23 protein-coding genes and 1 tRNA gene are annotated in these 26217 nt (G+C 67.2%); 15 read left to right on the top strand and 9 right to left on the bottom strand.

Annotated elements, in window-relative coordinates:
* Positions 1-10: 10 nt before the first annotated feature.
* The 10 genes from INQ42_RS04905 (at position 11) to INQ42_RS04860 (ending at position 11321) form a co-directional block, all read left to right on the top strand.
* A complete protein-coding gene (locus INQ42_RS04905; RefSeq protein ID WP_194035388.1) occupies positions 11-916 on the top strand; it encodes a DUF58 domain-containing protein in 906 nt (301 codons plus the stop codon).
* Positions 913-2127, top strand: a complete 1215-nt coding sequence (locus INQ42_RS04900; RefSeq protein WP_194035387.1) for a BatA domain-containing protein — start codon at positions 913-915, stop codon at positions 2125-2127. The genes INQ42_RS04905 and INQ42_RS04900 overlap by 4 nt, the downstream gene beginning before the upstream one ends.
* Positions 2124-4349 carry a hypothetical protein gene (locus INQ42_RS04895; RefSeq protein WP_194035386.1) on the top strand — a complete coding sequence of 742 codons (2226 nt, stop codon included), beginning with the start codon at positions 2124-2126 and terminating at the stop codon, positions 4347-4349. The genes INQ42_RS04900 and INQ42_RS04895 overlap by 4 nt, the downstream gene beginning before the upstream one ends.
* A complete protein-coding gene (locus INQ42_RS04890; protein WP_194035385.1) occupies positions 4346-6184 on the top strand; it encodes a hypothetical protein in 1839 nt (612 codons plus the stop codon). Before INQ42_RS04895 ends, INQ42_RS04890 begins: the two co-directional genes overlap by 4 nt.
* Before the next feature lie 58 nt (positions 6185-6242).
* Positions 6243-6319 (top strand) — tRNA-Arg (locus INQ42_RS04885).
* A 104-nt stretch (positions 6320-6423) separates the two neighbouring features.
* Positions 6424-7956 (top strand): L-piperidine-6-carboxylate dehydrogenase, encoded by a 1533-nt coding sequence (amaB, locus tag INQ42_RS04880; RefSeq protein WP_194035384.1) that lies wholly within the window; start codon positions 6424-6426, stop codon positions 7954-7956.
* A gap of 86 nt (positions 7957-8042) precedes the next feature.
* Positions 8043-8306 carry a DUF4190 domain-containing protein gene (locus INQ42_RS04875; RefSeq protein ID WP_228062625.1) on the top strand — a complete coding sequence of 88 codons (264 nt, stop codon included), beginning with the start codon at positions 8043-8045 and terminating at the stop codon, positions 8304-8306.
* A 2-nt stretch (positions 8307-8308) separates the two neighbouring features.
* Positions 8309-9367 (top strand): quinone-dependent dihydroorotate dehydrogenase, encoded by a 1059-nt coding sequence (locus INQ42_RS04870; protein ID WP_194035382.1) that lies wholly within the window; start codon positions 8309-8311, stop codon positions 9365-9367.
* Complete coding sequence (gene murB, locus INQ42_RS04865) at positions 9364-10404, top strand: UDP-N-acetylmuramate dehydrogenase (RefSeq protein ID WP_194035381.1); 1041 nt, start codon at positions 9364-9366, stop codon at positions 10402-10404. Before INQ42_RS04870 ends, murB begins: the two co-directional genes overlap by 4 nt.
* A 47-nt stretch (positions 10405-10451) precedes the next feature.
* Positions 10452-11321 (top strand): DMT family transporter, encoded by an 870-nt coding sequence (locus INQ42_RS04860; RefSeq protein WP_194035759.1) that lies wholly within the window; start codon positions 10452-10454, stop codon positions 11319-11321.
* Between the two features lie 6 nt (positions 11322-11327).
* Here INQ42_RS04860 and INQ42_RS04855 read toward each other — a convergent pair whose 3' ends face one another.
* Entirely contained in the window at positions 11328-12017 is a 690-nt protein-coding gene (locus tag INQ42_RS04855) for a phosphatase PAP2 family protein (RefSeq protein WP_407070800.1), read from the bottom strand.
* 139 nt (positions 12018-12156) lie between these two features.
* The gene (gene ispG, locus INQ42_RS04850) at positions 12157-13425 is read right to left on the bottom strand and encodes a flavodoxin-dependent (E)-4-hydroxy-3-methylbut-2-enyl-diphosphate synthase (protein ID WP_194035380.1); all 1269 of its coding nucleotides are present in this window, start codon (positions 13423-13425) and stop codon (positions 12157-12159) included.
* 62 nt (positions 13426-13487) lie between these two features.
* Here ispG and INQ42_RS04845 point away from each other — a divergent pair, with 62 nt between their 5' ends.
* Complete coding sequence (locus INQ42_RS04845) at positions 13488-15497, top strand: M13 family metallopeptidase (protein WP_194035379.1); 2010 nt, start codon at positions 13488-13490, stop codon at positions 15495-15497.
* A 94-nt stretch (positions 15498-15591) separates the two neighbouring features.
* On the opposite strand, the gene INQ42_RS04840 is transcribed toward INQ42_RS04845, so the two are convergent.
* Positions 15592-16248: a rhomboid family intramembrane serine protease gene (locus tag INQ42_RS04840; RefSeq protein WP_193986755.1), complete on the bottom strand. Its 657-nt coding sequence runs from the start codon at positions 16246-16248 to the stop codon at positions 15592-15594.
* 81 nt (positions 16249-16329) lie between these two features.
* Positions 16330-16662 carry an MGMT family protein gene (locus INQ42_RS04835; protein WP_194035378.1) on the bottom strand — a complete coding sequence of 111 codons (333 nt, stop codon included), beginning with the start codon at positions 16660-16662 and terminating at the stop codon, positions 16330-16332.
* Positions 16663-16697: 35 nt separating this feature from the next.
* Between INQ42_RS04835 and INQ42_RS04830 the strand changes: the two genes are divergently transcribed.
* Positions 16698-17108 (top strand): hypothetical protein, encoded by a 411-nt coding sequence (locus INQ42_RS04830; protein ID WP_194035377.1) that lies wholly within the window; start codon positions 16698-16700, stop codon positions 17106-17108.
* Between the two features lie 57 nt (positions 17109-17165).
* Here INQ42_RS04830 and INQ42_RS04825 read toward each other — a convergent pair whose 3' ends face one another.
* A complete protein-coding gene (locus INQ42_RS04825; RefSeq protein WP_194035376.1) occupies positions 17166-18293 on the bottom strand; it encodes an inorganic phosphate transporter in 1128 nt (375 codons plus the stop codon).
* Between the two features lie 10 nt (positions 18294-18303).
* Positions 18304-18930, bottom strand: coding sequence for a DUF47 domain-containing protein (locus INQ42_RS04820; protein ID WP_043958515.1), 627 nt, complete (start codon positions 18928-18930; stop codon positions 18304-18306).
* Between the two features lie 330 nt (positions 18931-19260).
* Here INQ42_RS04820 and INQ42_RS04815 point away from each other — a divergent pair, with 330 nt between their 5' ends.
* Positions 19261-20601 carry a hemolysin family protein gene (locus INQ42_RS04815; RefSeq protein ID WP_194035757.1) on the top strand — a complete coding sequence of 447 codons (1341 nt, stop codon included), beginning with the start codon at positions 19261-19263 and terminating at the stop codon, positions 20599-20601.
* Positions 20585-21226, top strand: a complete 642-nt coding sequence (locus INQ42_RS04810) for an exopolysaccharide biosynthesis protein (RefSeq protein WP_194035375.1) — start codon at positions 20585-20587, stop codon at positions 21224-21226. The genes INQ42_RS04815 and INQ42_RS04810 overlap by 17 nt, the downstream gene beginning before the upstream one ends.
* 5 nt (positions 21227-21231) lie before the next feature.
* Here INQ42_RS04810 and INQ42_RS04805 read toward each other — a convergent pair whose 3' ends face one another.
* From INQ42_RS04805 to INQ42_RS04795, 3 genes are all read right to left on the bottom strand, one after another.
* Complete coding sequence (locus INQ42_RS04805) at positions 21232-23400, bottom strand: putative bifunctional diguanylate cyclase/phosphodiesterase (RefSeq protein ID WP_194035374.1); 2169 nt, start codon at positions 23398-23400, stop codon at positions 21232-21234.
* Positions 23397-24326, bottom strand: a complete 930-nt coding sequence (locus INQ42_RS04800; protein WP_194035756.1) for a phosphate/phosphite/phosphonate ABC transporter substrate-binding protein — start codon at positions 24324-24326, stop codon at positions 23397-23399. The genes INQ42_RS04805 and INQ42_RS04800 overlap by 4 nt, the downstream gene beginning before the upstream one ends.
* Positions 24327-24402: 76 nt before the next feature.
* Positions 24403-25191 (bottom strand): RNA methyltransferase, encoded by a 789-nt coding sequence (locus INQ42_RS04795; RefSeq protein WP_194035755.1) that lies wholly within the window; start codon positions 25189-25191, stop codon positions 24403-24405.
* Positions 25192-25298: 107 nt separating this feature from the next.
* On the opposite strand from INQ42_RS04795, the gene INQ42_RS04790 reads away from it, so the two are divergent.
* Positions 25299-26129, top strand: coding sequence for an inositol monophosphatase family protein (locus INQ42_RS04790; RefSeq protein WP_193986744.1), 831 nt, complete (start codon positions 25299-25301; stop codon positions 26127-26129).
* The last annotated feature ends 88 nt before the right edge of the window (positions 26130-26217 follow it).

Here is a 26217-nt window from a genome sequence, read left to right as displayed (position 1 = left end):
TCGCGATCCCGTGGCCACCTCACCTGCCGCCGCGCCCGACCTGATTCCGCCGCAACTGCGTGCGCGGCTGAAAGGCATCCAGATCTCGGCGCGCCAGGCGGCAGGCCCGCAGGGCTTCGGCCTGCACCAAAGCCAGAACCGTGGCGCCGGGCTGGAGTTTTCCCAGTACCGCGCGTACGAGCCCGGCGACGAGCTGCGCCAGGTCGACTGGAAACTCTATGCGCGTTCGGACCGCTTCTTTGTCCGTGAGTCCGAGCGTGACAGCCCGCTGGACCTTTGGATCCTGATCGACACCAGCGCGTCGATGGCGCAGGAGGACCGCGCGCGTATCGGGTGGTCGCGCCTTGACGCGGCCAGGACACTCGCCGCGTGCCTGATCGAAGTGGCCCTGCGCCAGGGCGACCGCTTTGGCCTGGCCATGATCGGCGGTGAGGGCTTGCGGGTTTCCGGGCTGGGCGCCGGCGCACGCCATCGCGATCGATGCGTGCTGGAACTCCGCCGTCTGGCGGCTGCCGGCGCGTGGCCGGACGAAGCGCGGCTGCGACCGCTATGGGAGCACGTGGCTGCCCGCAGCCTGGTCGTGTTCCTGGGCGACACCTTTGATGAGGACGTCGTACGCCTGGTCGAGCGCCTTGCCGCGGCCCGCCGCGACGTATTGAACCTGCAGATCCTCACCACCGAGGAGCGTGACTTCCCGTTCCTTGGCGGTCATCGTTTCCGCGATCCGGAAACCGGTGAGGAGTTGATCGCCGACGGTGCCGCCGCGCGCGACGGCTTCATCGCCCGCTTCGCCGCGGCGCGCGCCGCCCTCGCCAAACGCCTCGCCGCCGGCGGTATCCGCCACGTCGAATACGTGCTCGACGAGCCGCTCGACCTCCCGCTGCGACGGCTGTTCAGCGCTGGCCGCGTAGCATGACGCTGTCGCTCATGTTGCCGCTGGGGCTGGCGGCGTTGGCATCGCTGCTGCTGCCTGTGCTGGTGCATCTGGCCCGACGCAGCGAACAGCGCGTGGTGGTGTTCGCCGCCCTGCGCTGGCTGCAGGCAAAGCCGCAACCGCGACGCAAGCACCGCCTCGATGAAACCCCCCTGTTGCTGCTGCGCCTGCTGATGCTGGCGGCGCTGGCCTTGCTGATCGCCGAGCCGGTACTGTTCGGGCGCCCGGACCGCACGCCGCGTGTGCTGGTGGCGCCCGGCGTCGACGTCACGTCCTTTCTCCGCGACAGTGGCTTGACCGACGCGCGTTGGCAACGACTGGCGCCCGGCTTTCCAACGATGGACGATGCCGGCGCGAAAGTGCCGGAACTGCCAGCCCCGGACCAGGCGTCCCTGTCCAGCCTGTTACGCGAGTTCGACGCGAGCCTGCCCGCCGGCACGCCACTGACCGTGCTGGTACCACCGGTCATCACCGGCGCCGATGCGGAACGGCCCGTCCTCAGCCGCACGGTCGACTGGCGCGTTGTCCCCGACGCCGTACCGCCGTCCACCGGACAGGTCGCCACCGACACCCGGGCGCCCATACCGACGCTGATGGTCCGCTACGCGCCGGAGCACCCGGAAGGGCTCAAGTATCTGCGCGCCGCCGGCGCCGCATGGCAGGTGGCGCGCGGCGGCGGTTCGGCGGGTGAGGACGACGCTGAGGCGGCAGTGACCGTCGCGACTGATTCCACGCCCCTCGCGGGGTCCCGTCTGGCCTGGCTGGTGCCTGGCCCGCTGCCCGATGCGGTTCGCCAGTGGGTTGCCGGGGGCGGCGATGCTCTGCTTGCAGCGGGTGCCATCGCACCGGAGCTGGCGGGTGCGCCCGTCATCTGGCGCGATGCCACCGGCCCGCTTGCGCGCGGGACCCGTCTGGGGAGTGGCCGCCTGATGCGGCTGGAGCACGAACTTTCTCCCGCCGGGATGCCGATGCTGCTGGAGCCGGACTTTCCCGAGCACCTGGCTGCCTTGTTCGCCGAGGCACCGCCACAGCCGGCCTGGCTCGATGCCAAGGCGCACGCCCCGCGCGTGGGCGCGACGCCCTACCCGGACGCCCCCCGCCCGCTTGCGCCGCCGTTGGCCGGGCTGATCGCCCTGATGTTTCTCGTCGAGCGATGGATGGCCAATGGCCCGCGCCGCAGGACGGCTGCATGAGCGCGGCCGACACCCGCCTGCGGCGCGCACGTGAGGCTGCGGCACGGAGCGCCCGCCTCCAGGCCGCACTGTCGGCACTGCCGTGGCTGCTGCTTGCAGCCGCCGTCGCCTGGCGGGTCAATGCGGCGGCCTGGTCGATCCTGGTGCTTGCCGCGATCGCGCTGGTCGCGCTCTGGCACGCCTGGCAGGTGGGACGCGCGTTCGACGAACGCTGGCTGGCGCGGACGCTCAACGCACGGCGGCGCGACATGGAAGACAGCGCGGACCTGCTGTTCCCGCATCGGCCCGCGACCAACCCCCTGGAGCATTTGCAACAGCAGCGCCTGCGGCAACGGGTGCAGGACGGCCCGCAGATCGACCTGCGGGCGGAGTGGCGACACCGCCGCCTGCTGCTCTGGGGCGCGCTAGCCGCCGCGCTCGCAGGCGCGGTGGTCTTCTATCCGGAGCCACAGCAGGACGCCTCCACCGCCAGCACTCCCGGCCCCGAGCGCGCGTCGCCCGACCGTCCCGCGCAACTGACTGGCGTGAGCATCGACATCCAACCGCCCGCCTACACCGGCGTGGCTGCAACCAATATCGATACCCTCGCCGCGACGGTACCCGAAGGCTCCGTCCTGCAATGGACCCTGCGCTTCGCGCCGATGCCGCGACAGGTCGAACTGGTTTTCCACGACGGCGAGCGGCTCGCGCTCGAGCGCGAGGGCGACGCCTGGGTTGGCCGTCGCCGCATCGATCGCCCTGCCGTGTATCACCTGCAACTGGAGCACCCGCTGCCGGCGGCACAGGCCGGCGAGAACCGGATCGACGTGATCCTCGACAAGCCACCCGAGTTGCGAGTGCTGAAACCGCTGCAAACCCTGACGATGGCGGCGTCCGGGCAAAGCCAGTGGGCGCTCGAATTCGAGGCCAGCGATGACTACGGATTGTCTCCCTCCGCCGAGTTGAGCATCACCCGGACCGTAGGCAGCGGCGAGAACATCACCACCCGCCAGCAGACGATCACCTTGCGCGGTCGAGGCGGCCCCAAGCAGATGCGCTATGCCCACCAGATCGCGCTCGCCCCTTTGGGCATGGTCGCCGGTGAGGACCTGATCGTGCGGCTCAGCGTCAGTGACCGGCGAACGCCGTCGCCGCACACCGTTGTGAGCCCCAGTTACATCCTGCGCTGGCCGGCGCCGCCGGTGGTCGAGTCCGCCGACCTGGACGGCCAGGTCAAGCGGGTCATGCCGGCCTACTTCCGCAGCCAGCGCCAGATCATCATCGACGCGGAGGCGCTGCTGAAGGAGAAGCCGCGGCTGGCGGCCGACCGCTACCTGGAACGGTCAGACCGCATCGGCGTGGACCAGCGGCTGCTTCGCCTTCGATACGGCCAGTTCCTCGGAGAGGAAACCGGAGGCACGCCGCAACTGCTTCCCGCCAACGACGCCCAGGACGTGCACCAGACCGACCTGCCGATTGAAGTCGCATCGGAGGCACCGGCGCCGGCACCAGCGCCGGATCCCGCCCATGTGGCCGAAGACGCAGACGGGCACGACCACGCCGGGGGGATCCAGCGCCAGCCGACCTTTGGTGAGGAAGCCGCCGTGCTCGAGCAGTTCGGCCACACCCACGACCATGCGGAGGCGGCGACCCTGCTGGATCCCGCAACCCGCGAACTGTTGCGATCCGCGCTCAACGAGATGTGGCAGTCAGAACTCAAGCTTCGCCAGAGTGAGCCGGACCGCGCGCTGCCCTTCGCACACCGGGCATTGGAACTCATCAAGCAGGTGCAGGAAGCCGAGCGCATCTACCTGCCGCGCGTGGGCAGCCAGGTGCCGCCGATCGATCCCGGCCGGCGCCTGAGCGGTGACCGCAGCGGCATTGTCAGTCGTCGCGATCCACTGCATCCTGCAACCGCGCCCGATCCGACCGCCGTGGATGCCTGGCGTGCGCTGTCGCCAACGCCCGGCGCCGCAGGCCCCGACCTCGACCTCGACCTCGACCTCGACGAGCTTGCTCGCTGGGTCGACTCGCAGGATGTCGCTGACGCGGATCCGCTCCAGCTGGCAGCGGCCATCGCCGAAGTACGCCGCGACCCGGCTTGCCGCAAATGCCGTGCGCGCCTGCGCGGTGCGCTGTGGCCGCTGGTGACACGGCCACCCGCCGCGGCGTCGGAGCGGTCGGCCGCGGGTGAGTCCGGCGACGCCTATCTGGACGCACTGCAACGCGAGGGCCGGCAATGAGCCCGCAACTGCTGGTCATCGGAATTCTTGCGCTTGCCGTGCTGCTGGGCAGCGCTCGCGCCGTTCGGGTCCGGACACGGCTGCCTCGGGAGTCGCGACCCCATCCGTTGCGCACGACAGTGCTGTTGTTGGCACAGGTTGCCAGCGCCGGATTGCTCTACTTCGCGCTGTTCCCGCCGCCGGTCCTGCATGAGCCGGGGACCCTGGTCGTGCTGACTGCGCGTGCCGACGAGGTCACCGCGCAGCGTGTCGTCGGCGACCGCACCGTGGCGTTGCCCGAAGCCGGCACGAGCATGCCCGCCGACGCCGAGCGTTTTCCCGACCTCGCCAGCGCATTGCGCACCCATCCGGCGACCCAACGCATCCGTGTTCTGGGCGCCGGGCTGGTCGCTCGCGACCTCGACGCAGCACGCGGTCTGGAAATCGAGTTCCGCGCAGCGCCGCAGCCACCGGGTCTGGTCGAAATCCACTCCCCGCAGCGCGTGGCCGCCGGACGACGGTTCGCCGTCAGCGGACGCACCGCGGCGGTCACTGGCGGATCGGTCGAACTGCGCGACCCGGCCGATCGCGTAGTGGATCGCAGCGAGCTCGGCGACGACGGACAGTTCACGCTGCATGCCAGCGCACGCAGCGCCGGCCTGACGCCCTATCGAGTGCTGGTGCTGGACACGGAAGGCAACACCATCGACGAGGCCCCGCTACCGCTTGACGTGACGCCACCGCGCGACTTGAAGGTGCTCGTACTGGCCGGTGGGCCATCGCCGGAGCTCAAGTACCTGCGCCGCTGGGCGCTGGACGCCGGCGCCGAACTCGACACCCGCATCAGCCTGGGCGCCGGCACCCAGGTCGGCACCGCGCCCGGCCGATTCGATGCCGCGGCGTTGGATCAATTCGACCTGCTCGTACTCGACGACCGCAGCTGGGGCACCCTCAGCCGCGATCAACACGAGGTCCTCGCCGCTGCGCTCGACCGGGGCCTGGGCCTGTTGCTGCGGATGGCTGGGCCGCCGGGCGATGCCGACCGCCAGCGATTGGCGGAGCTGGGCTTTGACGTCGCCCGTACCAACCCCGATCCCGGAATCCGCCTCGGCGGCGAATGGGTCGGTCCGGGCGACGCCGCCGACGCCCTCCCAAGCCTTACCCGCGTCGTGCGCGTGACGGCTGCTGACGGTATCGAATTGCTTGCTGACGGCGCCGGAGAGCCGCTCGGGTTCTGGGTGGCGCATGGGCGAGGCCGCGTCGGAGTATGGCCGCTGGTCGACAGCTACCGCCTGGTCATGGCGGGACGGCAGGACGTCCACGGCGAGATCTGGAGCAGCGCCTTCAGCACCCTCGCCCGCGCCAGCGTCGCGACCACATCCCCGGTCACGATTGAAGCTGCCGCGCCGTACCAGCGCAGCGTGATCTGCGGTATCGGCGAAGGCGCGCCGGTGCTGTCGCCTGTCGGTGACTCCGTCACGCTGCACATCGACCCGGCCAGTGGCGACGCCGACTGCGCCGGGTTCTGGGCAGACGCTCCGGGTTGGCACGAGTTGCGCGACGCTGAGCACACGCAATTGTTCCCGGTTCCATCTGCAGGACAAACCCCGGCAATGACCGCCAACGCGTTGCGCGAAGCGACTCTGATGCTTGCGGCTGGCGCGGGCGGCTCCCCGGATGCCACCGGAGCCTCCGCACGGCACCCACCCTCACAAACCGGCCCCCGCTGGCCGTGGTTCCTGGTCTGGCTGGCTACCGCGACCGCTTGCTGGTGGCTGGAACGCTCCCGCTGGCTGCTTCGCCCGGCAAACAACAGCGCTGAAACACGGGCACGCAGTGATCGGCCGAAGCGATAGCGAGGTCACCGCGCCTCGCGCCACCCCGGCACCGGTTCATGCGAAAATAGGCTGTTACGGCCCCGTAGCTCAGCTGGATAGAGCGGTCCCCTCCTAAGGGACAGGTCACACGTTCGAATCGTGTCGGGGTCACCATTCATCGTCTGCGAGACGTTTCGCGGCATCGCCGCGTGCCCCGCCCGGATCAATCCGCGGCTTGAGGCGCGGCCTCACCACTGTTCGATCAACAGGAGATCTTCATGACCCATCCCGTCCTCACTGCGCTCGGCCTGAACGACACCGAATCCGGCACGTACCTCGGCAATGGCGAATGGGCCAATGCCGGCAACGCAGGCACGCTGGAGCCGCTGAGCCCGACCGACGGCGAGTCACTGGCGAAGGTGCATGCGACCACGCAGTCCGACTACGACACGATCGTCGAGCGCGCCCAGGCCGCCTTCAAGGTATGGCGCAGCACGCCGGCCCCGCGCCGGGGTGAAGCGGTGCGCCTGTGCGCCGACGCGTTGCGCGAGCACAAGGACGCGCTGGGTTCGCTGGTCGCGCTGGAGATGGGCAAGTCCAAACCCGAAGGCGACGGTGAAGTGCAGGAAATGATCGACATCGGCGAGTTCGCCGTCGGCCTGTCGCGCCAGCTGTATGGCCTGACCATGCATTCGGAGCGCCCCGGCCACCGCATGTACGAGCAGTGGCACCCGCTGGGCGTCGTCGGGGTGATCTCGGCGTTCAACTTCCCGGTCGCGGTGTGGGCGTGGAACGCGCTGGTCTCGGCGGTCTGCGGCAACATCACCATCTGGAAGCCGTCGCCCAAGACTCCGCTGTCGGCGATCGCCTCGATCAAGATCTGCAACGAGGCGCTGCGCAAGGGCGGCTTCCCCGACATCTTCTTCCTGTTCAACGACGCGGGCACCGAGCTGGCCCAGCACTTCGTCGACGACAAGCGCATCAACCTGATCAGCTTCACCGGTTCGACCAAGGTCGGCCGCCACGTTGGCGAGCGCGTCGCCCGCCGCATGGGCCGTTCGCTGCTGGAGCTGGGCGGCAACAACGCGATGATTGTCGATGCCAGCGCGGACCTGAAGCTGGCGATCCCCGCGATCGTGTTCGGCGCGGTCGGCACCGCCGGCCAGCGCTGCACATCCACCCGCCGCGTGTTCATCCACGAGTCGATCTACGACGACGTGCTGGCCAAGCTGGTCACCGCCTACAAGCAGGTAGAAGGAAAAATCGGCGATCCGACCGACCCGGCCAACCTGATGGGCCCGCTGAACAGCCCGGAAGGCGTCAAGGAGTTCCTTGCCGCGATCGAGAAGGCCAAGGCTGCCGGCGGCAAGGTCGAGTCCGGTGGCGAGGCGATCGACCGCAAGGGCAACTTCGTCCTGCCGACCCTGATCACCGGCCTGGCCAACAGCTCCGAGGTGGTGCAGACGGAAACCTTCGCGCCGATCCTGTACGTGATGAAGTTCAGCACCTTGGACGAGGCCATCGAGATGCAGAACGACGTGCCGCAGGGCCTGTCCTCGGCGATCTTCACCGAGAGCCTGAAGGCGGCCGAGCAGTTCCTTGCTGCGTGGGGCTCGGACTGCGGCATCGCCAACGTCAACATCGGTACCTCGGGCGCCGAGATCGGTGGCGCGTTCGGCGGCGAGAAGGAGACCGGTGGCGGTCGCGAGTCCGGCTCCGACGCGTGGCGCGCCTACATGCGTCGCCAGACCAACACCATCAACTACTCCGACGAACTGCCGCTGGCGCAGGGCATCAAGTTCGACCTGTAAGCCCCACCCACCGAGCACCGTCGATGAACACATCCGTCTCCGCCCCGCTTCCGCCGCCGACGCACCAGGTCCGCCGGACCAGCAGCATGGCCGTCATCAGCCTGGTCGCCGGAATACTGGGCTGGACGCTGCTGCCGTTCGTGGCCAGCATCGTGGCCATCGTCACCGGCCACATGGCACGCAGTGAGATCAAAGCCGCCAATGGCCTGGTCGACGGAGACGGACTGGCGGTCAGCGGCCTGGTGCTCGGTTACGCGATGGTCGCGCTGGCGATCGTGTCGATCATCGGCGTGTTGCTGCTGTTCGGTGGTCTCGCGGCGTTCCTCGCGCTTGCCTCCAACTGGGGGTAGGCGTGTACGGTCTGGCCCGCCCGCTGCTGTTCGCCATGGATGCCGAGCGCGCGCATGACCTTGGTCTGCGCGCGCTCGATGTCGCATGGCGATCGGGCGCGGCCTCGCTGCTGTCGAAAGTCCCTGCCCCGCTGCCGACACGCGCTTTCGGGCTGGATTTCGCCAACCCGGTCGGGCTGGCCGCCGGCCTGGACAAGAATGGCGAGCACATCGATGCACTGATGGCGCTGGGCTTCGGCTTCGTCGAGATCGGCACCGTCACGCCGCGCCCGCAGGACGGCAATCCGAAACCGCGGATGTTCCGCCTGCCGTCGCAGAAAGCGGTGATCAACCGGCTGGGCTTCAACAACGCCGGTGTGGATGCGCTGGTGCGCAATGTCGAACGGGCCGATCGCAAGGGCGCGCTGCTGGGCATCAACATCGGCAAGAACAAGGACACCCCCAACGACATCGCCGACGGCGACTACATGTACTGCCTGTCGCGCGTGTATGAGCTGGCCGACTACGTGACCGTCAACATCTCCTCGCCCAACACGGCCGGGCTGCGCGAACTGCAGGAGGAACAGACCCTGCGGCGACTGGTCGGCACCCTGCGCGAGGAGCAGGAACGCCTGGGCGCCAAGCACGGCCGTCGGATCCCGATGCTGGTGAAGATCGCGCCGGATCTGTCGGACCCGGATATCGAGGCGTGTGCCCGCGTGCTGACGGAGATGCAGGTCGATGGCGTGATCGCGACCAACACCACGGTCTCGCGCATTGCGGTGGAAGGCGTGCGCGGTGCCGACGAGACAGGCGGACTTTCAGGGAAACCGCTCATGGGCCGTTCCACCACCGTGCTGCGGATGATGCGAACGCGCCTGCCCGAGTCGATCCCGCTGGTGGGTGTCGGCGGCATCCTCAGCGGCGCCGATGCGGTGACCAAGATGGCCGCGGGCGCCACCCTGGTGCAGTGCTACTCCGGCCTGGTCTATCGCGGCCCGGGCCTGATCAAGGAGTGCGTGGAAGCGATCCGCCGCCGCAAGTTCGCGCCCAGCGGCGGACCGTTGCCGCCGGCTGCATGAGCGATTCCGTACGACTGTTCCGCAATGTGCCGCTGAAGTCGCGCAACAGCTTCGGCGTGCCTGCGTTGGCGCCTTTTCTGGCCGAAGTGGACGACGCCTCCGCCCTCCCCGACGTGCTGGCTTCAGCCGATTTCCGCGACCACCCGCCACTGGTGATTGGCGGCGGCAGCAACCTGTTGTTCGTCGGCGATCCGCAAGCGCCTTTGCTGGCACTGACCGGCAACCGCGTGGTGGTCGCGCGAGAAATCCATGGCGCGGCGATCCTGCGTGCCGACGCCGGAACCACATGGCACGCACTGGTCATGGAGTCGCTCGCGCTAGGCCTTTGCGGACTGGAGAACCTGGCGCTGATCCCCGGCACCGTCGGCGCGGCGCCGATCCAGAACATTGGCGCCTATGGCGTCGAGGTGGGCGAGTTCATCCACCGGGTGGAGGCGTTCGAGCCGGCCACCGGCGAGTGGCATCATCTGAGCGCCGCCGATTGCGCGTTCGCCTATCGCGACAGCCTGTTCAAGCGTGAGTCCGGTCGCTTGATCATCACCGCGGTCGAGTTCGCCCTACCGCGTGATTTCGAGCCGCGCCTGAGCTATGCCGGGATCAGCGCGCAGCTCGAGGCAGCTGGCGTTTCCAACCCCACGGCGCAGGATGTCGCTGACGCGGTCGTCGCCATCCGCCGCGGCAAGCTGCCCGATCCGACTTTGATCGGCAACGCCGGCAGCTTCTTCAAGAATCCCATCCTCCCGGCTGCACAGGCCAACGCCCTGCAGGATGCCAACCCGTCGATGCCGACGTTTGCCACCGGCTCGGACGCGACGAGGAAGGTATCCGCGGCATGGCTGATCGATGCCTGCGGCTGGAAGGGCCGTCGCAGGGGCGACGCGGGCGTCTCGGGGTCCCACGCGCTGGTGCTGGTCAACCACGGCGCGGCCAGTGGGCTGGAGCTCTACGAGCTCGCCCGAGAGATAGCGGGGTCGGTGCGCAAACGCTTTGGCGTCGCCCTGGAGCCGGAACCGCGACTGATCGGCGCGAGCTGGTGACAGCACCGAAACCACCGATCTCCATCCACACCCGCGCGGCGCTGTTGATGCTGGGCAGCACCGCATTCTTCGCCCTGATGGTGATCACGATCCGGTTGGCATCAGAGTCGCTGCACACCTTCGAAATCGCTTTCTTCCGCAGCTTCTTCGGCATGCTCGCGGCCCTGCCCCTGCTGCTCAAGCACGGGCCCGGACTGCTGCGGACGCAGCAGATGCCGCGCTACATCGTGCGCTGCGTGCTTGGCACGCTGTCGATGTTCTGCGGCTTCTGGGCGATCGGCCACCTGCCGCTGGCACAGGCGGTCTCGCTGTCGTATTCCACGCCGCTGTTCGTCACCATCGCCGCCGTGCTCTGGCTGGGGGAGCAGGTGCGCGTGCGCCGCTGGAGCGCGGTCATCCTGGGCTTCATCGGGGTGCTGGTGATCGTGCGCCCGGGCACGACCGAGTTCAGCGCAGGCTCGCTGGTCGCGGTCTCGGCCGCGATCATCAGCGGCATCGTCGCCATCCAGATCAAGCAGCTGGCGTACACCGAGCCCGCGGACCGCATCGTGATCCTGACGACGATCCTTTGGGTGCCGCTGTCGCTGCTGCCGGCGCTGTGGGTGTGGGAATGGCCGCACGGCATCGTCTGGCTGTGGGTGGTGCTGGCCGGCGTGCTGGGCACCGGCGGGCACATGCTGTGGACCCGCGCGCTCAAGCTGGGCGAAGTCTCGGCGCTGATTCCGATCAGCTTCATGCAGCTGCCGATCGTGGTGGTCTTCGGCTACTTCCTGTTCGGCGAGGCGCTGGACCGCTGGACCCTGCTGGGTGCGGCGATCATCTTCAGCGCCAATGGCTACATCGCGCACCGCGAAGCCAGCCTGGCCCGCAGGGCGGCGAGCACCGCGCCGACCATCGCGGCCAAGCCAGGCAACTGAGGCCGATCAGTCCATGCGTCGGCCGTGGAGCGGCCAGGTGGGCGCGTGCAGCCGGTATACCGCGAGGTGGCAGGCCGCCACCCAGGCGCTGGCCACGGCCCAACCCGCAAGGATGTCGGAGGGGTAATGCACGCCCAGGTACACCCGAGACGTCCCCACCAACAGGACGAAGGCCGACATTGCGGCAATGACAGGCCAGCGCCAGCGGGTGTGCCAGGCAAGCACGATCACGACCGCGGCCAGCGTCGCCGAGCCCATCGCGTGCCCGCTGGGGAAGCTCGAGGTGAGTTCGGGCGTGATCGATTCCCACAGTGACGGCCTGTCCCGGCTGAAGATGCGCTTGGCCGAGAGGTTCAGCAGCGCCGAGCCCACCACCGCCATCGACGCAAACGCGGCGGCGCGCAGGTGGCGGCGTAAAAACAATCCCGCGATCAGGACGATGTCGACCGGCACCACGCCGTAGAGATAGCCGAGCTTCGAGACCGCGACGAAAAGCCGATCTGCACCTGGGCTTGCCATCGCGCGCAGGCCGCGCAGGATCGGCTCGTCAAAGCCGAACATCGCACCGGCGCGCAACTCACCGGCCAATTCGGAAAACCCCCACAGCGGCAGCAGCAGGGTCAGGAAAACAAGCACCAGCGGCCAGCCGAAATCCCGGGCGATGCGCGCCAGCAGCCGTTGTTCCCGACGCACGATCTCCGGGGCGCTCTCGTCGGGCGGCGCGGTCTCATCGGGCAATCCGACCTCGTCGGATGGACAGCGTGCGCCGCCAATGTCCTGGCTGCGCCCATCGGCTCCAGCAGATGTACGCTCCGCCGGCGTGCTTGCCGGCGGGTCAGGCTCCCCTTGCGCCGCCATGGTGGCGCTCGACATACGCATCGATCAGGCCGAGGAATTCATCGGCAATGTGCTCGCCGCGCAGGGTCACGGTTTTCTCGCCGTCCTCGAACACCGGGGCCGAGGGCGCCTCACCCGTCCCCGGCAGGGAGATACCGATGTTGGCGTGGCGCGATTCACCCGGTCCGTTGACGATGCAGCCCATCACCGCAAGCGTCAGGTTTTCCGCGCCGGGATGGGTGATTTTCCACTCCGGCATTTTCGCCCGGACGTGCTCCTGCACCTTTTGCGCAAGCTCCTGGAAGAAGGTGCTGGTCGTGCGGCCGCAACCCGGGCACGCCGTGACCATCGGCGTGAACGCACGCAGGCCCATCGTCTGCAACAGCTCCTGGGCGACGATCACCTCGTTGGTCCGCGACTGCCCCGGCTCGGGGGTCAGCGATATGCGGATGGTGTCGCCGATGCCTTCCTGCAGCAGCACTCCCAGCGCTGCGCTGGAGGCGACGATGCCCTTGCTGCCGATGCCCGCCTCGGTCAGCCCCAGATGCAGCGCGTAATCACCCCGCGAGGCCAACTCGCGATACACGGTGACCAGTTCCTGCACGCCGCTCACCTTGGCGCTGAGCACGATCCGGTCTGCAGGCAACCCGATATCCACCGCACGCGCCGCCGAATCCAGCGCCGAGCGCAGCAGCGCCTCACGCAGCACGCGGCCGGCGTCCCAGGGTTCAGCACGCAAGGCGTTCTCGTCCATCAGCTCGCGCGCCAGCGACTGGTCCAATGAACCCCAGTTCGCGCCGATGCGCACCGGCTTGCCGTACTGGATCGCCAGCTCGATCAGGGTCGCGAACTGGGTGTCGCGCTTCTTGCCGAACCCGACGTTGCCCGGATTGATGCGGAATTTCGCCAGCGCCTCCGCGGCCGCCGGCTCGGCGGTAAGCAGCTGGTGGCCGTTGTAATGGAAGTCGCCGATCAGCGGCACCGGCGCGCCGATCATCGCCAGCTTGTCGCGGATGCGCGGCACCGCGGCGGCGGCCTCGGCGTTGTTCACCGTGATACGGACCAGCTCCGAGCCGGCACGCCACAGATCGGCCACCTGCTTCACCGTGGAATTGATATCCGCGGTGTCGGTATTGGTCATCGACTGCACGACCACCGGCGCCCCGCCGCCCACGGTGACACCACCGATGCTGACCGCGCGGGTGACGCGGCGCGGCATCGGACCGAAGGCAGGGGCAAGGCAGGGCAAGTCGACGTGTTGGCTCATCGGGCCATTGTACTGCCCGCCACCTTGATAGACTGCCGGGGATAATCTGGAAGGACTACCCGATGACCCTGCGACCCCTGTTTTGTGCCCTCGTGATCGGCTTGACCGCCGGTCTCGCCTCGCCTTCCGTCAGTGCGCAGGATGCGGCCGATGCCTGCACCGACTTCCACGGCTTCGCCAATGCCGGCTGGCTGATGGCCAACCCGCTGCCGGCAGGCGCGGACTCCATTTCCGCCCTCGGCCAGCTCGAGACGCGCGCCCGTCAGGAGCAGATCGAGCTGCTCAACAGCGCCATGCAGGCGCCGCAGGGCCCCGTCCAGCAGCTGCTGGGTGATTTCTGGGCCAGTGGCCTGAACGAGGCGGGCGTGGAAGCCGATGGCGCCCAGCCGTTGGCGCCGCTGTTGGACCGGATAGTCGCGATCAAGCGCAGCAAGAGCATCGCTCCGGCCATCGCCGCGCTGCACCAGGTGGGCATTCCGGTGGCGTTCCACTTCGGTGCCGACATCGACCTGGCCAACCTGTCGCGCCACATCGGCTACTTCAGCCAGGGCGGCGCAGGCCTGCCTGATCCAGCGTATTACCTGCGCACCGACGAGCCGACCCAGGCCGTCATGGGGCAGTACCGCGCCTATATCGAGAAGATCCTCGCGCTCACCGGCGTGAAGGACAAGGAACTGGCGAAACAGGCGCAGCTCGTCATCGACCTTGAAACACGCCTGGCGAAGGCATCCCGCCCCCTGGCTGAACTGCGCGACCCGCGCAGTAACTACGGCGCGGTCGATACCGCCAGCCTGGGGGCCCAGTACCCCAACCTTGAGCTCGACAAGTTCCTCGAAGCCCAGGGCGTCAGCACGCCCACGGTGTCCATCGCCACCCCTGCGCGCCTGGCGGAGGTGGACCGGCTCATCGGCGAGCTCAAGCCCGAGCAATGGCGTGCCTACCTGCGCTGGCGCGTAGGCGACTCGATGGCCCCGTATCTGGCCAAGGCCTGGCGCGACGCCCACTTCGATTTCCACGGCCGAGTGATCGCCGGCACTGCGGCTCAACCCGCGCGCGAGCAGCAGGTACTGGATGCGATCAACCACGCCGCCGGTCCGATGCTGGGTCACGAATACGCCGCGCGCTACCTCAAGCCAGAAACCCGCAACCAGGCCATGCTGATTGCCGGCCAGGTCCGCAACGCGCTGGCAGAGTCGCTGGCCCGTGACACCCGCATCAGCGATCAGGCCAGGGCTGAAGCGTCCGCCAAGCTGGCGAAGATGAAGATCGAACTGGGCGTGCCGGCCCGTGACCTGGACTTCACCATCCAGCCGATGGGACGCGGCAGCTTCGGCGGCAACATGCTTATTGCGTCCACCTGGCGCCACCGCGAGGAAATGCGTCGCATCGGCGCGGACAACGCAGACCGTCGCTGGGACGTGCTGCCGCAACAACCGGCACTCACCTACGATCTGGCGCAGAACCGGCTGATCGTCACTGCTGCTGCGCTGCAGGCGCCGCTGCTGGGCTCACTGGCGCAGAACGCGACCCTCTACGGCAGTTTTGGCGCGCTGGTGGGCCACGAGATCAGCCACGGGTTCGACTCGCGTGGCCGGCATATCGCCGCCGACACCAGCCTGCGTGACTGGTGGTCCCCGCAGGACGCCTCCACCTGGGAAGCAATGGGCAACCGCGTCGTGGCGCAGTACAGCGGCTTCGACTATCCGATGCTCGGTGGCGTCAAGGTCAACGCAATGGCGACCCGTGACGAGAACATCGCCGACATCGCCGGTGTCCAGCTCGCATGGGAGGCCTACAACAAGGCCGTGCCGGACGCCGACAAGAAAGCCCGCGAGGCATTCTTTGAAGGCTGGGCGGGACTGTGGCCCCAGCACCTGAGCGCGGAGTCGGCCGCCCAGCTCGCCAAGCACGGCGTGCATGCGCCGGGCAAATGGCGGACCAACGGCCCGCTGATGAACATGGCCGCCTTCGGCACGACCTATGGCTGCAAGGCGGGTACACCAATGCAGCTCAAAGCGGACGATCGCATCGTGCTCCGCCCGGAGCCGGCAGCGGAAAAGCGCAAGAAGTAGGCGCTCTGTCCCGCCACCTGGCGGGACAGAAACGAAAACGGCGCGTGCAGACGCGCCGTTTTCCGTTGTGCTACCGGGATCCTGCCGGCCGCGCTCAGCGCACCACGCGCGGCCGCGGTGGACCCCGTCGCCCGAACGGCGGCTGGCCGCGCCAATAGCGGATCAACAGCCAGCCAAACAACATGCCGCCCAGATGCGCGAAGTGCGCCACGCCCGGCTGGTAACCACTGAAGCCCAGCATCAACTCGATCGCACCGTAGACGATCACCAGCGTCCGGGCCTTCATTGGGATCGGCGGGATCAGCAGCATTACCCGCTGGTTCGGGAACAGCATCCCGTAGGCCAGCAACAGGCCAAACACACCGCCCGAGGCGCCCACCGTTGGGTACGCCATGCCGCCCTGCGACATCGTCCACGCGCCCACCGCCAGCTGGCACACGGCCGCGCCAGCCACGCAGACCAGGAAGAACGTCAGAAAACGCCGCTCGCCCCAGGTGTGCTCCAGCGGCGCGCCAAACATCAGCAGCGCGACCATGTTGAACAACAGGTGGGTGAAGCTGCCATGCATGAAGCCGTAGCTGAGCAACTGCCAGGGCAGGAATTCGCGGCCCGGATACAGGCCTTCCCCGCCGCCGATGGGCCACAGCATGAAGGCCGAGAGCGCGGCTTCCCCGAGGACGTTCTGGAGCAGGAACACAACCGCGTTGGCGATCAGCAGCGCGCGCGTGACCGGGGGAAGATTGGAAAACATTGCAGCTCCTTACAAAGTCCCGCAATGGTAGCTGCTGGAAGGGCTTGCAAGGGACAGGTTTGCCCGAAGTAACCTCCCACCTCAGCCGGGATCTCCCCACAGGTGCTCGTCCAAAGAGGGTGACGGACGCATGCCGCGAACCCGCCCCGCCTCCACCTGAACATCCTCCGCCCGGAGTCTCCGGCATTGCTCAAGGTACAAGTCCGAGCCTGCCGGAAAGGCAATGCGCCCGTCGGCACGAACGACGCGGTGCCACGGCAAGCCGGGATCATCGTTGTCCGCCAGCAGCCGCGCGACCATCCGCGCCCGACCCGGCAGCCCTGCACGGCGCGCAACCTCCCCGTAGCCGGCCACCTGGCCGGAAGGGATCGCACGGATCGCCGCGATCACGCGCCTATGGGCCGGGTTTTCCATCGCGGTAGCATAGGCGTCCCCCGTTGGAGTCCGCCATGCACACCTTCAAGTCGATCCGCCAGCACCTGACCGGTGCCGGTTTCAATGTCGTCCTGCAGGACGAAGGCGTCGCCAGCATCGAGCTCTCGCTGGAACAGGGGACCCGCTACCAGACGATCTTCCTCTCCGAGCTGCAGGATGAGGACGGGCGTCCGTACCTGCGCGTCAGCAGCGCGGTGGCCGTCGCCGACGGTGTCGACGTCACGCGTGCGCTGAAATTCAACTGGCAAAGCCGGGTCGGCTACCTGGCCATCGGTGAGATGGGCGGGGATGCGTACCTGCAGCTGTGCGAGAACCGCCCGTTTGAAGGTCTGGACGGTGCCGAGGTCCACCGCCTGGTGCTGGACATCGGCGGCACCAGCGATCGCATGGAACGCGCACTCTCGGGCGAGCGCGACGTGCTTTAGAAAGTGCTCTAGGGGCGTCCTCCAGCAAGGTGCACCCCAGGGCACAAGCCGCGGGCACTATGCCCAGCCCAATGCCGCCAGACCGCGAAACGCCAGCCACGCGATTCCTCCGGCGGCCGGAATCGTCAGGATCCACGCCCAGATCATCCGCTCCACGATCGTCCACTTGATCGCGTTGAGGCGCTTGGCCGTGCCCACGCCCATGATCGCGGCGGAGATGTTGTGGGTCGTCGACACCGGGATGCCCAGCGAGGACGCCGCCAGGATCACCGAGGCGGCACTCGTCTCGGCGGCGAAACCGTGGATCGGGTGCAGTTTGACCAGCTTGTGACCGAGCGTTTTGATGATCCGCCAGCCCCCGGCCGCGGTGCCGGCGGCCATCACCAGTGCACAGGCGAACTTGATCCACAGGTCGATATCGCCGTCGGTCAACGCGCCTGGCGAGGGGTGCAGGAATGCCAGCCAGCCCGGGAGATTGTCGAGTACGCCCGTGCTTTGTGCGCTCACCAGGGTGAGGGCGATGATACCCATGGTTTTCTGGGCATCGTTCATGCCGTGGGCGAAACCCATGCCAGCCGCACTGACGATCTGGGCTTTGCCGAAGAAACCGTTGACCCAGCGCGGCCGCGCCATGCGCGCCAGGAAACCGCCACTGCTGGCCATGCCGGAAATCACCGCAAACAACACGGCCATCAGCAGGAAGCCGGCAACGAAGCCCAGGATCGGCGAGCTGAACATCGGCACGACCACTTTCCACAGCACGCCTGCGCTGTGGTAGATCGGCTCGGCAGGCTCGGACCAGATGATCGCGTCGAAATTGTTGGACGCGGCGGCCAGCGCAGCGCCGATCAGTCCGCCGATCAGGGCGTGCGAGGAGGACGATGGCAAGCCGATCCACCAGGTGATCAGGTTCCAGATGATTCCGCCCAGCAGTGCGCACAGGATCAGTTGCGCGCCCACCTCCACCACGCCGATATCGATCAGCCCGGAGGCAATCGTCTTGGCGACCGCGGTGCCGACGAGCGCTCCGATCAGGTTCATGCTCGCGGCCATCGCCACCGCCTGGGCCGGCGACAGCACCTTGGTGGCAACCACGGTGGCGATCGAGTTGGCGGTGTCGTGAAAGCCGTTGATGTACTCGAACACGAGCGCGACGATTACCACCGTCATGACCAGGGTCAACATGCGCGGCGCCTCAGGAGTTCTTCAGGACGATGTCGTACGCCACCACGCCGGCCTCGCGGCAGCGGTCGATCGCTTTCTCCAGGATCTCGAAGAATTCCTTCAGCAGGAACATCTGCAACGGTTCCAGGTCGCCCGAGTAGATCTCGCGGTACAGCTCCAGCATCAGGCGGTCGGCTTCGTTCTCGATGGAGCGCAGCTCGTCATTGAGCGCCTTCATCGGCCCCAGCTTGATCTTGCGCAGCTGCTTGACCATCTTCACCACGACGCTCGCCGCCTGCTCCAGCATCGCGGCGCGCGGGGCGAAATCGATGTGCTCCAGGTGCTGCACCGCCAGCGTGTAGCGATCGGCAAACTTCTCCGCCTGCTTGTTGATCTTGTGCAGGGCCGAGCTGAGCGCTTCGATGTCCTCACGCTCGATCGGCGTGATGAAGCTGTCCACCAGTTCCTGGCTGATCTTCTCGGACGCGTCGCGCTCGCGCTGACGGGCCAGCTTGAACGCATCCAGCGCAGGTTCGCGCTGGTCCCCCTTGAGCATTTCGTGCAGCGCCTTGGTGCTGTCATGGGCGGCAACGGCGGATTGCTCGAGCAGGTCGTAGAACTGGTTGCCTTGGCCGAACATCGTCTGCAGGGAAAACATCGGTGCAATACCTCGTCGTGCCGTAGGGCAACGCGTCGTGGTGGAGGGAGCCGAAATCCGGCAAAAACCGCGCCGGACTTCTTCGTTGCGCTCCGGGCGGCAACCCGGGGGTGCGATTATGACGGTTTCGCCGGCTTCACGCCCAGTCATTGATCGTTCCATGGCCGGCATGGCCTACCTGCTAAAATCCGGCGGCGTCGCTTGGACGCGTCAATACGGTCTCCTGCGCTCCATGGGCGACGATCCAAAACCTCCGTCTACATGCTCCACGGCGCCCTCGTGCCGCCGTGGCCCAGCGGTGCGCTGCCCCACTCAAACGAGGCCAGCGGCATGCTGAAGTTCGGGATCGTGCTGGTGCTCATCGCGTTCAACGCATTTTTTGCGTTGTCGGAGATGTCGGTTGTCACCTCGCGCAAGGCGCGGCTGCGGCACATGGCGGTCACCAGCCGGCGCGCCCGCAAGGCGCTGGACCTGGCCGAGCACCCGGACCGCTTTCTTTCCACCGTGCAGGTCGGAATCACGCTGATCGCGATTCTCACCGGCATGTTCGGTGGCGAGGCGATCGGCTCGGCCATCGGCGCGTGGCTGGCGCTGCAACTGCCGTTCCTGGCCGACTATGCGGGCACGATCGGCCTGGTCATCGCGGTAGGGCTGATCACCTACCTCAGCATTGTCCTGGGCGAGCTTTTGCCAAAAAGGCTGGCCCTGCTTGCGCCGGAGAAGCTCGCCAGCTTTGTCGCCGCACCGATGCACTGGGTGTCCTGGATTGCCACGCCGGCCGTCTGGCTGCTGATGGTAAGTACCCAGGGCATGCTCAAACTGATGCGCCTGGACGAGACCCAGGCGTCGAACGTGACGGAAGAGGAAATCCGCCTGCTGGTCAGCGAGAGCCACGAGCAGGGCGTGATCGATGCCGACGAGCGCAAGATGATGAATCGGGTCCTCGGACTGGGTGACCGCACCGCCGACAGCCTGATGACCCCACGCACCCGGATCACCTGGCTGGACGCGGGAGCGCCGCTGGATGACAACCTGGAGACGATGCGCACCTCGCCGGTGTCCCGCTTCCCGGTGCTGCGCGGCACCGACCAGGACGTGATCGGCGTGGTCGAGGCCAAATCACTGCTGCGCGGCCTGATGCCCGGGGTGCCGATCGACCTTTTCGGCCAGATGCGCGAGGCGCTGTTTGTCTCCGAATCGACCCACGCGATGAAGCTGCTGGAGATCTTCCGCGAGGAGCAGCAATCAATTGCGCTGGTGGTGGACGAGTACGGGGATGTCACCGGACTGGTGACACTCAATGACGTGATGGGCGCCGTCATCGGGCGCGTCCAGGCAGGCATGGGCAACGGCAGCAGCGAGAATCACGACGAGACCGCCGGACCGGTGGTGCAGCGCGCCGACGGCTCGTGGCTGATCGATGGCAGCCTGCATCTGGAGGATCTTCACGAGCTGGTGTCCGGTTCCGTGCCCGGCGAAGAAGAACACGACTTCCACACCGCGGCGGGGATGGTGATAGCCCACTTCGGCCGCATTCCCAACGTCGGCGAGCAGTTCGCCTGGCCTGGGTGGCGGATCGAGGTGATCGACCTGGACGGTCCCCGGATCGACAAGCTGCTGCTGCAGAGCGAGCCCGTGCAGGATCCTGAAAACGATGAAACCAGCGGATAGCGACGCTGGCGGTCCTGCGGCTTCCGGGGACGGCGTCGGCACGCGCGCATTCCTGGAGTCGTTCACGGTGGGCGATCCGGAAGAAATCCTGCCACTGGGCACGATGTTTGGCGGGCTCGGCAAGCGCTCGTTTGGAATGCTGGTATTCATCGCCATCCTGCCGTCGTTCCTGCCGATACCCGGGATCGGCGGCGCCAGTGGACTGCTGGTGGTTCTGCTGGGCCTGCAGCTTATGGTCGGACTGAGGGTGCCGTGGCTGCCGGGCTTTGTCGCCCGCCGCGGACCCGCACGGCGAACCATTGGTCGCTTCCGTGACCGCATCGCACCGTGGCTGGAACGGCTGGAGCGTCTCTCCCGGCCGCGTGCGCCGGCGATGCTCGAGCGACGGCTGGCCAACTTCGTCACCGGCCTGCTGCTGGTGGCTCTGGGGTGCTTGCTTTGCCTGCCGATCCCGTTCACCAACTACCTGTTCGGGGTGCTGCTCCTGCTGTTCGCGCTCGCCCTGCTTGAGCGCGACGGCTACCTGATGATCGTGGCTTGGTTGGCCGGAACGGCAGCGGTGGTGTTCTTCAGCCTGATCTCGGGTCAGCTGGCAACGATGATCGCGCAGTGGATCCACGGCTGAAGCGTTCAAACCGGAAGCTCATCCGTCCTCGTCCGCTTGCAAAGCTCAATGAATTCGTCGGCGCTCATTGGATAGGCCAGGCTGAAGCCCTGCGCCAGATCGCAGCCACGCTCGCGTAGCAGCTCATATTGCGCGCGGTTCTCGACGCCCTCGGCGATCACGGTGATTCCCAGCGAGCGCGCCATCGCGATGATCGCCGTCGTAAGTGCCAGGTCATCGGCATCGTGGAGGATGTCGGCAACAAAGCTGCGGTCGATCTTGACCCCATCCACTGGCACCCGCCGCAGATGGCTCAGGCCGGAGAAGCCGGTGCCGAAGTCGTCCAGCCAGACCCGCACGCCGGTTGCCCGCAGTTGCTGCAGGAGTCTGCCGGCATGGGCTTCATCACCGATCATGGCCGTCTCGGTCAACTCCACCAGCAGGCGGCCCGGATCCAGACCGCTGTAGTCCAGACTCTTGGCCACGCTGCGCGGCAGGTCGCCGCTGCGCAGCTCGCGGGCCGAGACGTTGACCGACACGAATGGCGGCGCTCCACCATCCACTGACGGCCAGCGCGCCGCATCGCGGCAGGCCGCGACCATGACCTTCGGGCCGATCATCTCGATCAGCCCGGTCTTCTCGGCAACATCGATGAACACCGTCGGCGGCACTTCCCCAAGCTCGGGATGGTGCCAGCGCAGCAAAGCCTCTGCGCCCACCACCGCATTATCGGAGACCCGGAATACCGGCTGGTACACCATGCTCAACTCGCCGCGGTCCCACGCCCCGCGCAATTCCGTCTCCAGCCGCACGTGCCGCTCCACCGCCTGGTTCATGACGTTGTCGTAGTAGCGCGCGCAGTTCTTGCCGGCCAGCTTGGCCTGGTACATGGCGATGTCGCCATTCTTCATCAGCATCGCAGCGGTGGCGGCGTCATCGGGATACATGCTGATGCCGATCGATATGCCCAGGAACACCTCGCGCTCGCGCAGCTCCAGCGGTGCGCCGAGCTCTTCCACCAGGGCGTCGCCGAGCGCGGTCGCCGTCGCCCGGACGTCCATGCCGGGACTGGATGCCTCTACCAGGATCACGAACTCGTCGCCCCCGAAGCGGGCCAGCATGGCGCCCGGCCCTCCCAGACGCTGGACCACGTCGCGAATCCGGCGCGATACCTCCAGCAGCACCTCATCGCCGACGTCATGGCCAAGGGTGTCGTTGACGCGCTTGAAATCGTCGATATCGGCGAACAGCAACGCCAGCTGGCGGCCGGTACCGCGCAGCCTGGTCAGTCGCTCATCGAGCGCCTCGCGGAACGCGAGCCGGTTGGCCTGTCCGGTCAGCGCGTCCGTGTAGGCCATGGTGCGGATATCGCGGTCGTGCCGGGCGACGCTCTGGCTCATGTGGCGGAAGGCGCGGATCAGCTCGCCCAACTCGTCCTTGCGCGCACTGTCGGAGGTCAGCACGTCGTAGTGGCCGGATTCGATCTTGCGGGCGGCGTCGGCCAGACTGCGGATCGGCCGTACCAGCCAGCGCTGGATCGCCCACAGGACCGCGCCACCGACCGCCATCAATGCGATGCCAAGCAGCAACATCCACAGCAACTGTTGCTCTGCCAATGCCTTCAGCCGAGTGCCCAGTTGGAGCGAAGCGCGCTGCTGCAGCGTGCGCATCGCATCGAGGTCGTATCCGATACGGACTCCTCCCAGGCGCTCCCGGCCGATCATGATCGGCGCCGAGACATCCATGACCGAGTCGCTGAACTGGGTGTTCAACGAGGGCGCCGCGACGGCAGCCGGTGCAAGCGCATCCTCCATCGCGAGCCCGTAACCGGGTATGGATTCGCTGCCATCGTGCAGCACGTTGCCCTGGGGATCGAACACGTAGACGTAGCGGATCCAGTGCTGCTTCAGGGCTCCCTGCAACAGCGCGCCCATGCCGTCCAGGTCGTGGTAATAAAGCGGGTTGACCAGTAGCTCGGCCAGGGGACCAACCATGTTCTCGCCGCGCTGCTTGAGGTTTTCTTCCGCGACCTCCTGCATCGCAGCGTTGCTGACGCGCTCGACCTCGTGCTGGGTCTGCGCCTGACGGTGGAGCATGAGGGCGGTCAAAGCCCCAAACACCACCAGCACGGCCAGCAACATGGCCAGTACCCGCGCCTGCAATCCGCTGAAAAGACCGGAAAGGATTGCCTTCATTCAACCTTTTCCCTGACCAGGCGAACCAGCGCCTGCACCTCCGCGAGCTCCCGTCGCGCCTCCTCATCCACCGGCAGGAAACGGGTGGTGCCGAAAAACTCGTGCAGCGCGGCGGATGCCTGCGGATCGTCTGCGGCCGACAGCAGGACCTCGCGCAGACGCGTGCGCACCTTGGGATCCAGGTCCTTGCGCACCAGTTCCAGCGCACGCGGGAACTCTTCACTGCGACCGATCAACCGCATGTCCTGCTTGAAGGCCGCAGGCATGCGTCGCGGATTCTCCCAGTCAAGGTTGCTCATCACCCCGACGTCCACCAGGCCCTTGTGCACCCAGGTCGCGATGTTCAGCTCCGAACGCGCAAACAGGTATGCCAGTGCATCGGAACTGACGGTGTCCAGTGGAGACATGAGGATCTCAAGCTCGGCGCCACTGCGCAGCAATTGACCGGCGGGGATGAAGTAGGCACTTGTCGATGTGGACCGCTGGAACGCGATGCGCAAGCCCTGCAACGCCTCGATGTCGGTGATTCCGCTGTCGGTGCGGGCGAAAAAAACGCTGTGGTAGCGGCTTTCCCCGTCGCGCTCGGTCACCAGCAGCGGACGCGCGTCGGCGCGCTCGGCCAGCATCGCCGCCGATCCCGCGGTCTCGGTGACCCAGTCAACGCGCTCGCGACGCAGGTAGCTGGCCATCTGCTGGGGATCCTTGGCCATCAGGATGCGACCTTCGCGGATTCCGACCTCCGCCATGCGCGGCACGACGTAATCAAGCAATGGTTTGAGCTGTTCGTAATGGGTGCTGGGGTCATCGCTGATGCGACCCAGCACCAGGATATCGGCGTCACCTGCCCAAGCCGTTGGCATACCGAGGCCAGCGACCAGAATCGCTGCGAGAAACAGATGGCCCAACCGCCGCGTGATGGCGGCCATGCGGCCGCGCCCGTCCTGCTCTGGAATCAGTTGCATTCGCTCCCCCACGCCCCACTGATGAGCGTACAGGGCATGATCAGCGTTGTCCGGCCAACATTGCCATGCGGCTGGCATCGGCGAGGATTCCACGCAGAAGGCGCAATTCCCGATCCTCCAGATCGGCGCGTAAGAACAGCCTGCGCAGCTTGCGCATTGCCGAGTCTGGCGACCTGCCCTTGTGGAAGTCGATCGCATCCAGGGTCTCGGCCAGTTGGGCGAAGAAGTGCTCTAACTGTGCGTGCGAGGCGGGCGGATTGCGCTCGGCGGACACTGCTGGCGTGGGGGAATTGGCCTCAGGGCTCGCCAGCAGCGCAAGCCGTAGCTCGTAGCTGATGACCTGCACCGCGGCCGCCAGGTTCAGCGAGCTGTAGTCCGGATTGGCCGGGATATGGATCGCCGCGTGGCACAGCTGCAGCTCATGGTTCTCCAGGCCGGTGCGCTCGCGACCGAACACCAGCGCCACTTCCGCCTCGGCGGCGATCGAAACCGCCCGCTCGGCACCCTCTCGGGGCATCAGCTCCTGCAGGCTGATCCGGCGGCTGCGCGCCGTGCACCCCAGCACCAGCCGGCAATCGGCAACGGCCTCGGCCAGCGTGTCGTAGATGACCGCGCCGTCCAGCACATCATTTGCACCGGCCGCCAGCGCGAAGGACTCCACGTCGGGCGCGCGTTGCGGCGCGACGAGCACCAGACGGTCCAGTCCCATTGTCTTCATTGCCCGAGCCGCAGAGCCGATATTGCCCGGATGCTGGGTACCGACCAGGACGATGCGGATGCGCTGTGCCAGGGAGGGATCAGGCGGAAAGTGCGGATGGTCGGCGGTCATGGCGGCAATGGTAAACTGCGCGGCCGGCAACGAACCATGTTCGTCCATCGCCGGTCGCTCTTTCCCTTCGCCCACTCCCCCACCTCCCCGCTCGAGGCCGTTTTGCCATGCAGAAACCCGCCATCAACCTCATGGTCAAGGCCGCCCGCTCCGCCGGCAATGTGCTGCTACGGCACATGCACAAGCTGGATGCGCTGAACGTCGTGGAGAAGGACCGGATGGACTTCGCCAGCGAAGTCGATGAGCTGGCCGAGAAGGAGATCATCAAGGAATTCCGCCGCGCCACGCCCGATTACGCGATCCTGGGCGAGGAAGGCGGCCTGCTGTCGCCCAAGAGCGGCACGGCGCGCTCGACCTGGGTCATCGACCCGCTGGACGGCACCAGCAACTACCTGCGCGGCATCCCCCATTTCTGCGTGTCCATCGCCCTGGTCGAGAACGGCGAGCCCGTGCACGGGGTGATCTTCGATCCGCTGCGCAACGAGCTGTTCACCGCCAGCCGCGGCAGTGGCGCCACGCTGAACGACAAGCGCATCCGCGTCGCCGACCGCAAGGACCTGGACGGGGCGATGGTGTTGACCGGCTTCCCGCCGCGCGAGCGCAAGCGCGCCAGCGCGCAGCTGACGACGCTGGACACCCTGTTCACCGAAATCCAGGACATCCGCATCTCCGGCTCGGCCGCGCTCGATCTGGCCTACGTGGCCTGCGGACGCGCCGACGCCTACTTCGAAGCCGGGATCAAGCCCTGGGACATCGCCGCCGGTGCACTGATGGTGCGCGAGGCCGGCGGCAAGGTCAGCGATTTCCGCGATCGCAGCACGGGCCCGATGGACAGCCGCGGCATCAATCCCCGGCCGCTGATTGCCGGCAACCTCAAGGTGGCCGGCCTGCTGCAGCAGCGCATCCTCAATACCGGCTACGCCGCCACGTTCGACTGATTTTGCGGGCGAACGCGGAGCAGACCCATCCCGCTCCATCGGACCAACAAATCGGACCATCAAAAAAGGCCGCGCATTCCAGCGCGGC

The organism is Lysobacter avium (assembly GCF_015209745.1).
Taxonomy (GTDB): Bacteria; Pseudomonadota; Gammaproteobacteria; order Xanthomonadales; family Xanthomonadaceae; genus Novilysobacter; species Novilysobacter avium.
This window is presented reverse-complemented; position numbering and strand designations above follow the sequence as displayed.

Excerpts from the sequence above, each read along its gene's own strand:
- INQ42_RS04900 (WP_194035387.1), top strand. The coding sequence starts at position 913 with ATGACGCTGTCGCTCATGTTGCCGCTGGGGCTGGCGGCGTTGGCATCG.
- INQ42_RS04895 (WP_194035386.1), top strand. The coding sequence starts at position 2,124 with ATGAGCGCGGCCGACACCCGCCTGCGGCGCGCACGTGAGGCTGCGGCA.
- INQ42_RS04890 (WP_194035385.1), top strand. The coding sequence starts at position 4,346 with ATGAGCCCGCAACTGCTGGTCATCGGAATTCTTGCGCTTGCCGTGCTG.
- amaB (WP_194035384.1), top strand. The coding sequence starts at position 6,424 with ATGACCCATCCCGTCCTCACTGCGCTCGGCCTGAACGACACCGAATCC.
- INQ42_RS04875 (WP_228062625.1), top strand. The coding sequence starts at position 8,043 with ATGGCCGTCATCAGCCTGGTCGCCGGAATACTGGGCTGGACGCTGCTG.
- murB (WP_194035381.1), top strand. The coding sequence starts at position 9,364 with ATGAGCGATTCCGTACGACTGTTCCGCAATGTGCCGCTGAAGTCGCGC.
- INQ42_RS04860 (WP_194035759.1), top strand. The coding sequence starts at position 10,452 with ATGCTGGGCAGCACCGCATTCTTCGCCCTGATGGTGATCACGATCCGG.
- ispG (WP_194035380.1), bottom strand. The coding sequence starts at position 13,425 with ATGAGCCAACACGTCGACTTGCCCTGCCTTGCCCCTGCCTTCGGTCCG.
- INQ42_RS04845 (WP_194035379.1), top strand. The coding sequence starts at position 13,488 with ATGACCCTGCGACCCCTGTTTTGTGCCCTCGTGATCGGCTTGACCGCC.
- INQ42_RS04840 (WP_193986755.1), bottom strand. The coding sequence starts at position 16,248 with ATGTTTTCCAATCTTCCCCCGGTCACGCGCGCGCTGCTGATCGCCAAC.
- INQ42_RS04835 (WP_194035378.1), bottom strand. The coding sequence starts at position 16,662 with ATGGAAAACCCGGCCCATAGGCGCGTGATCGCGGCGATCCGTGCGATC.
- INQ42_RS04830 (WP_194035377.1), top strand. The coding sequence starts at position 16,698 with ATGCACACCTTCAAGTCGATCCGCCAGCACCTGACCGGTGCCGGTTTC.
- INQ42_RS04825 (WP_194035376.1), bottom strand. The coding sequence starts at position 18,293 with ATGTTGACCCTGGTCATGACGGTGGTAATCGTCGCGCTCGTGTTCGAG.
- INQ42_RS04820 (WP_043958515.1), bottom strand. The coding sequence starts at position 18,930 with ATGTTTTCCCTGCAGACGATGTTCGGCCAAGGCAACCAGTTCTACGAC.
- INQ42_RS04815 (WP_194035757.1), top strand. The coding sequence starts at position 19,261 with ATGCTGAAGTTCGGGATCGTGCTGGTGCTCATCGCGTTCAACGCATTT.
- INQ42_RS04810 (WP_194035375.1), top strand. The coding sequence starts at position 20,585 with ATGAAACCAGCGGATAGCGACGCTGGCGGTCCTGCGGCTTCCGGGGAC.
- INQ42_RS04805 (WP_194035374.1), bottom strand. The coding sequence starts at position 23,400 with ATGAAGGCAATCCTTTCCGGTCTTTTCAGCGGATTGCAGGCGCGGGTA.
- INQ42_RS04800 (WP_194035756.1), bottom strand. The coding sequence starts at position 24,326 with ATGGCCGCCATCACGCGGCGGTTGGGCCATCTGTTTCTCGCAGCGATT.
- INQ42_RS04795 (WP_194035755.1), bottom strand. The coding sequence starts at position 25,191 with ATGACCGCCGACCATCCGCACTTTCCGCCTGATCCCTCCCTGGCACAG.
- INQ42_RS04790 (WP_193986744.1), top strand. The coding sequence starts at position 25,299 with ATGCAGAAACCCGCCATCAACCTCATGGTCAAGGCCGCCCGCTCCGCC.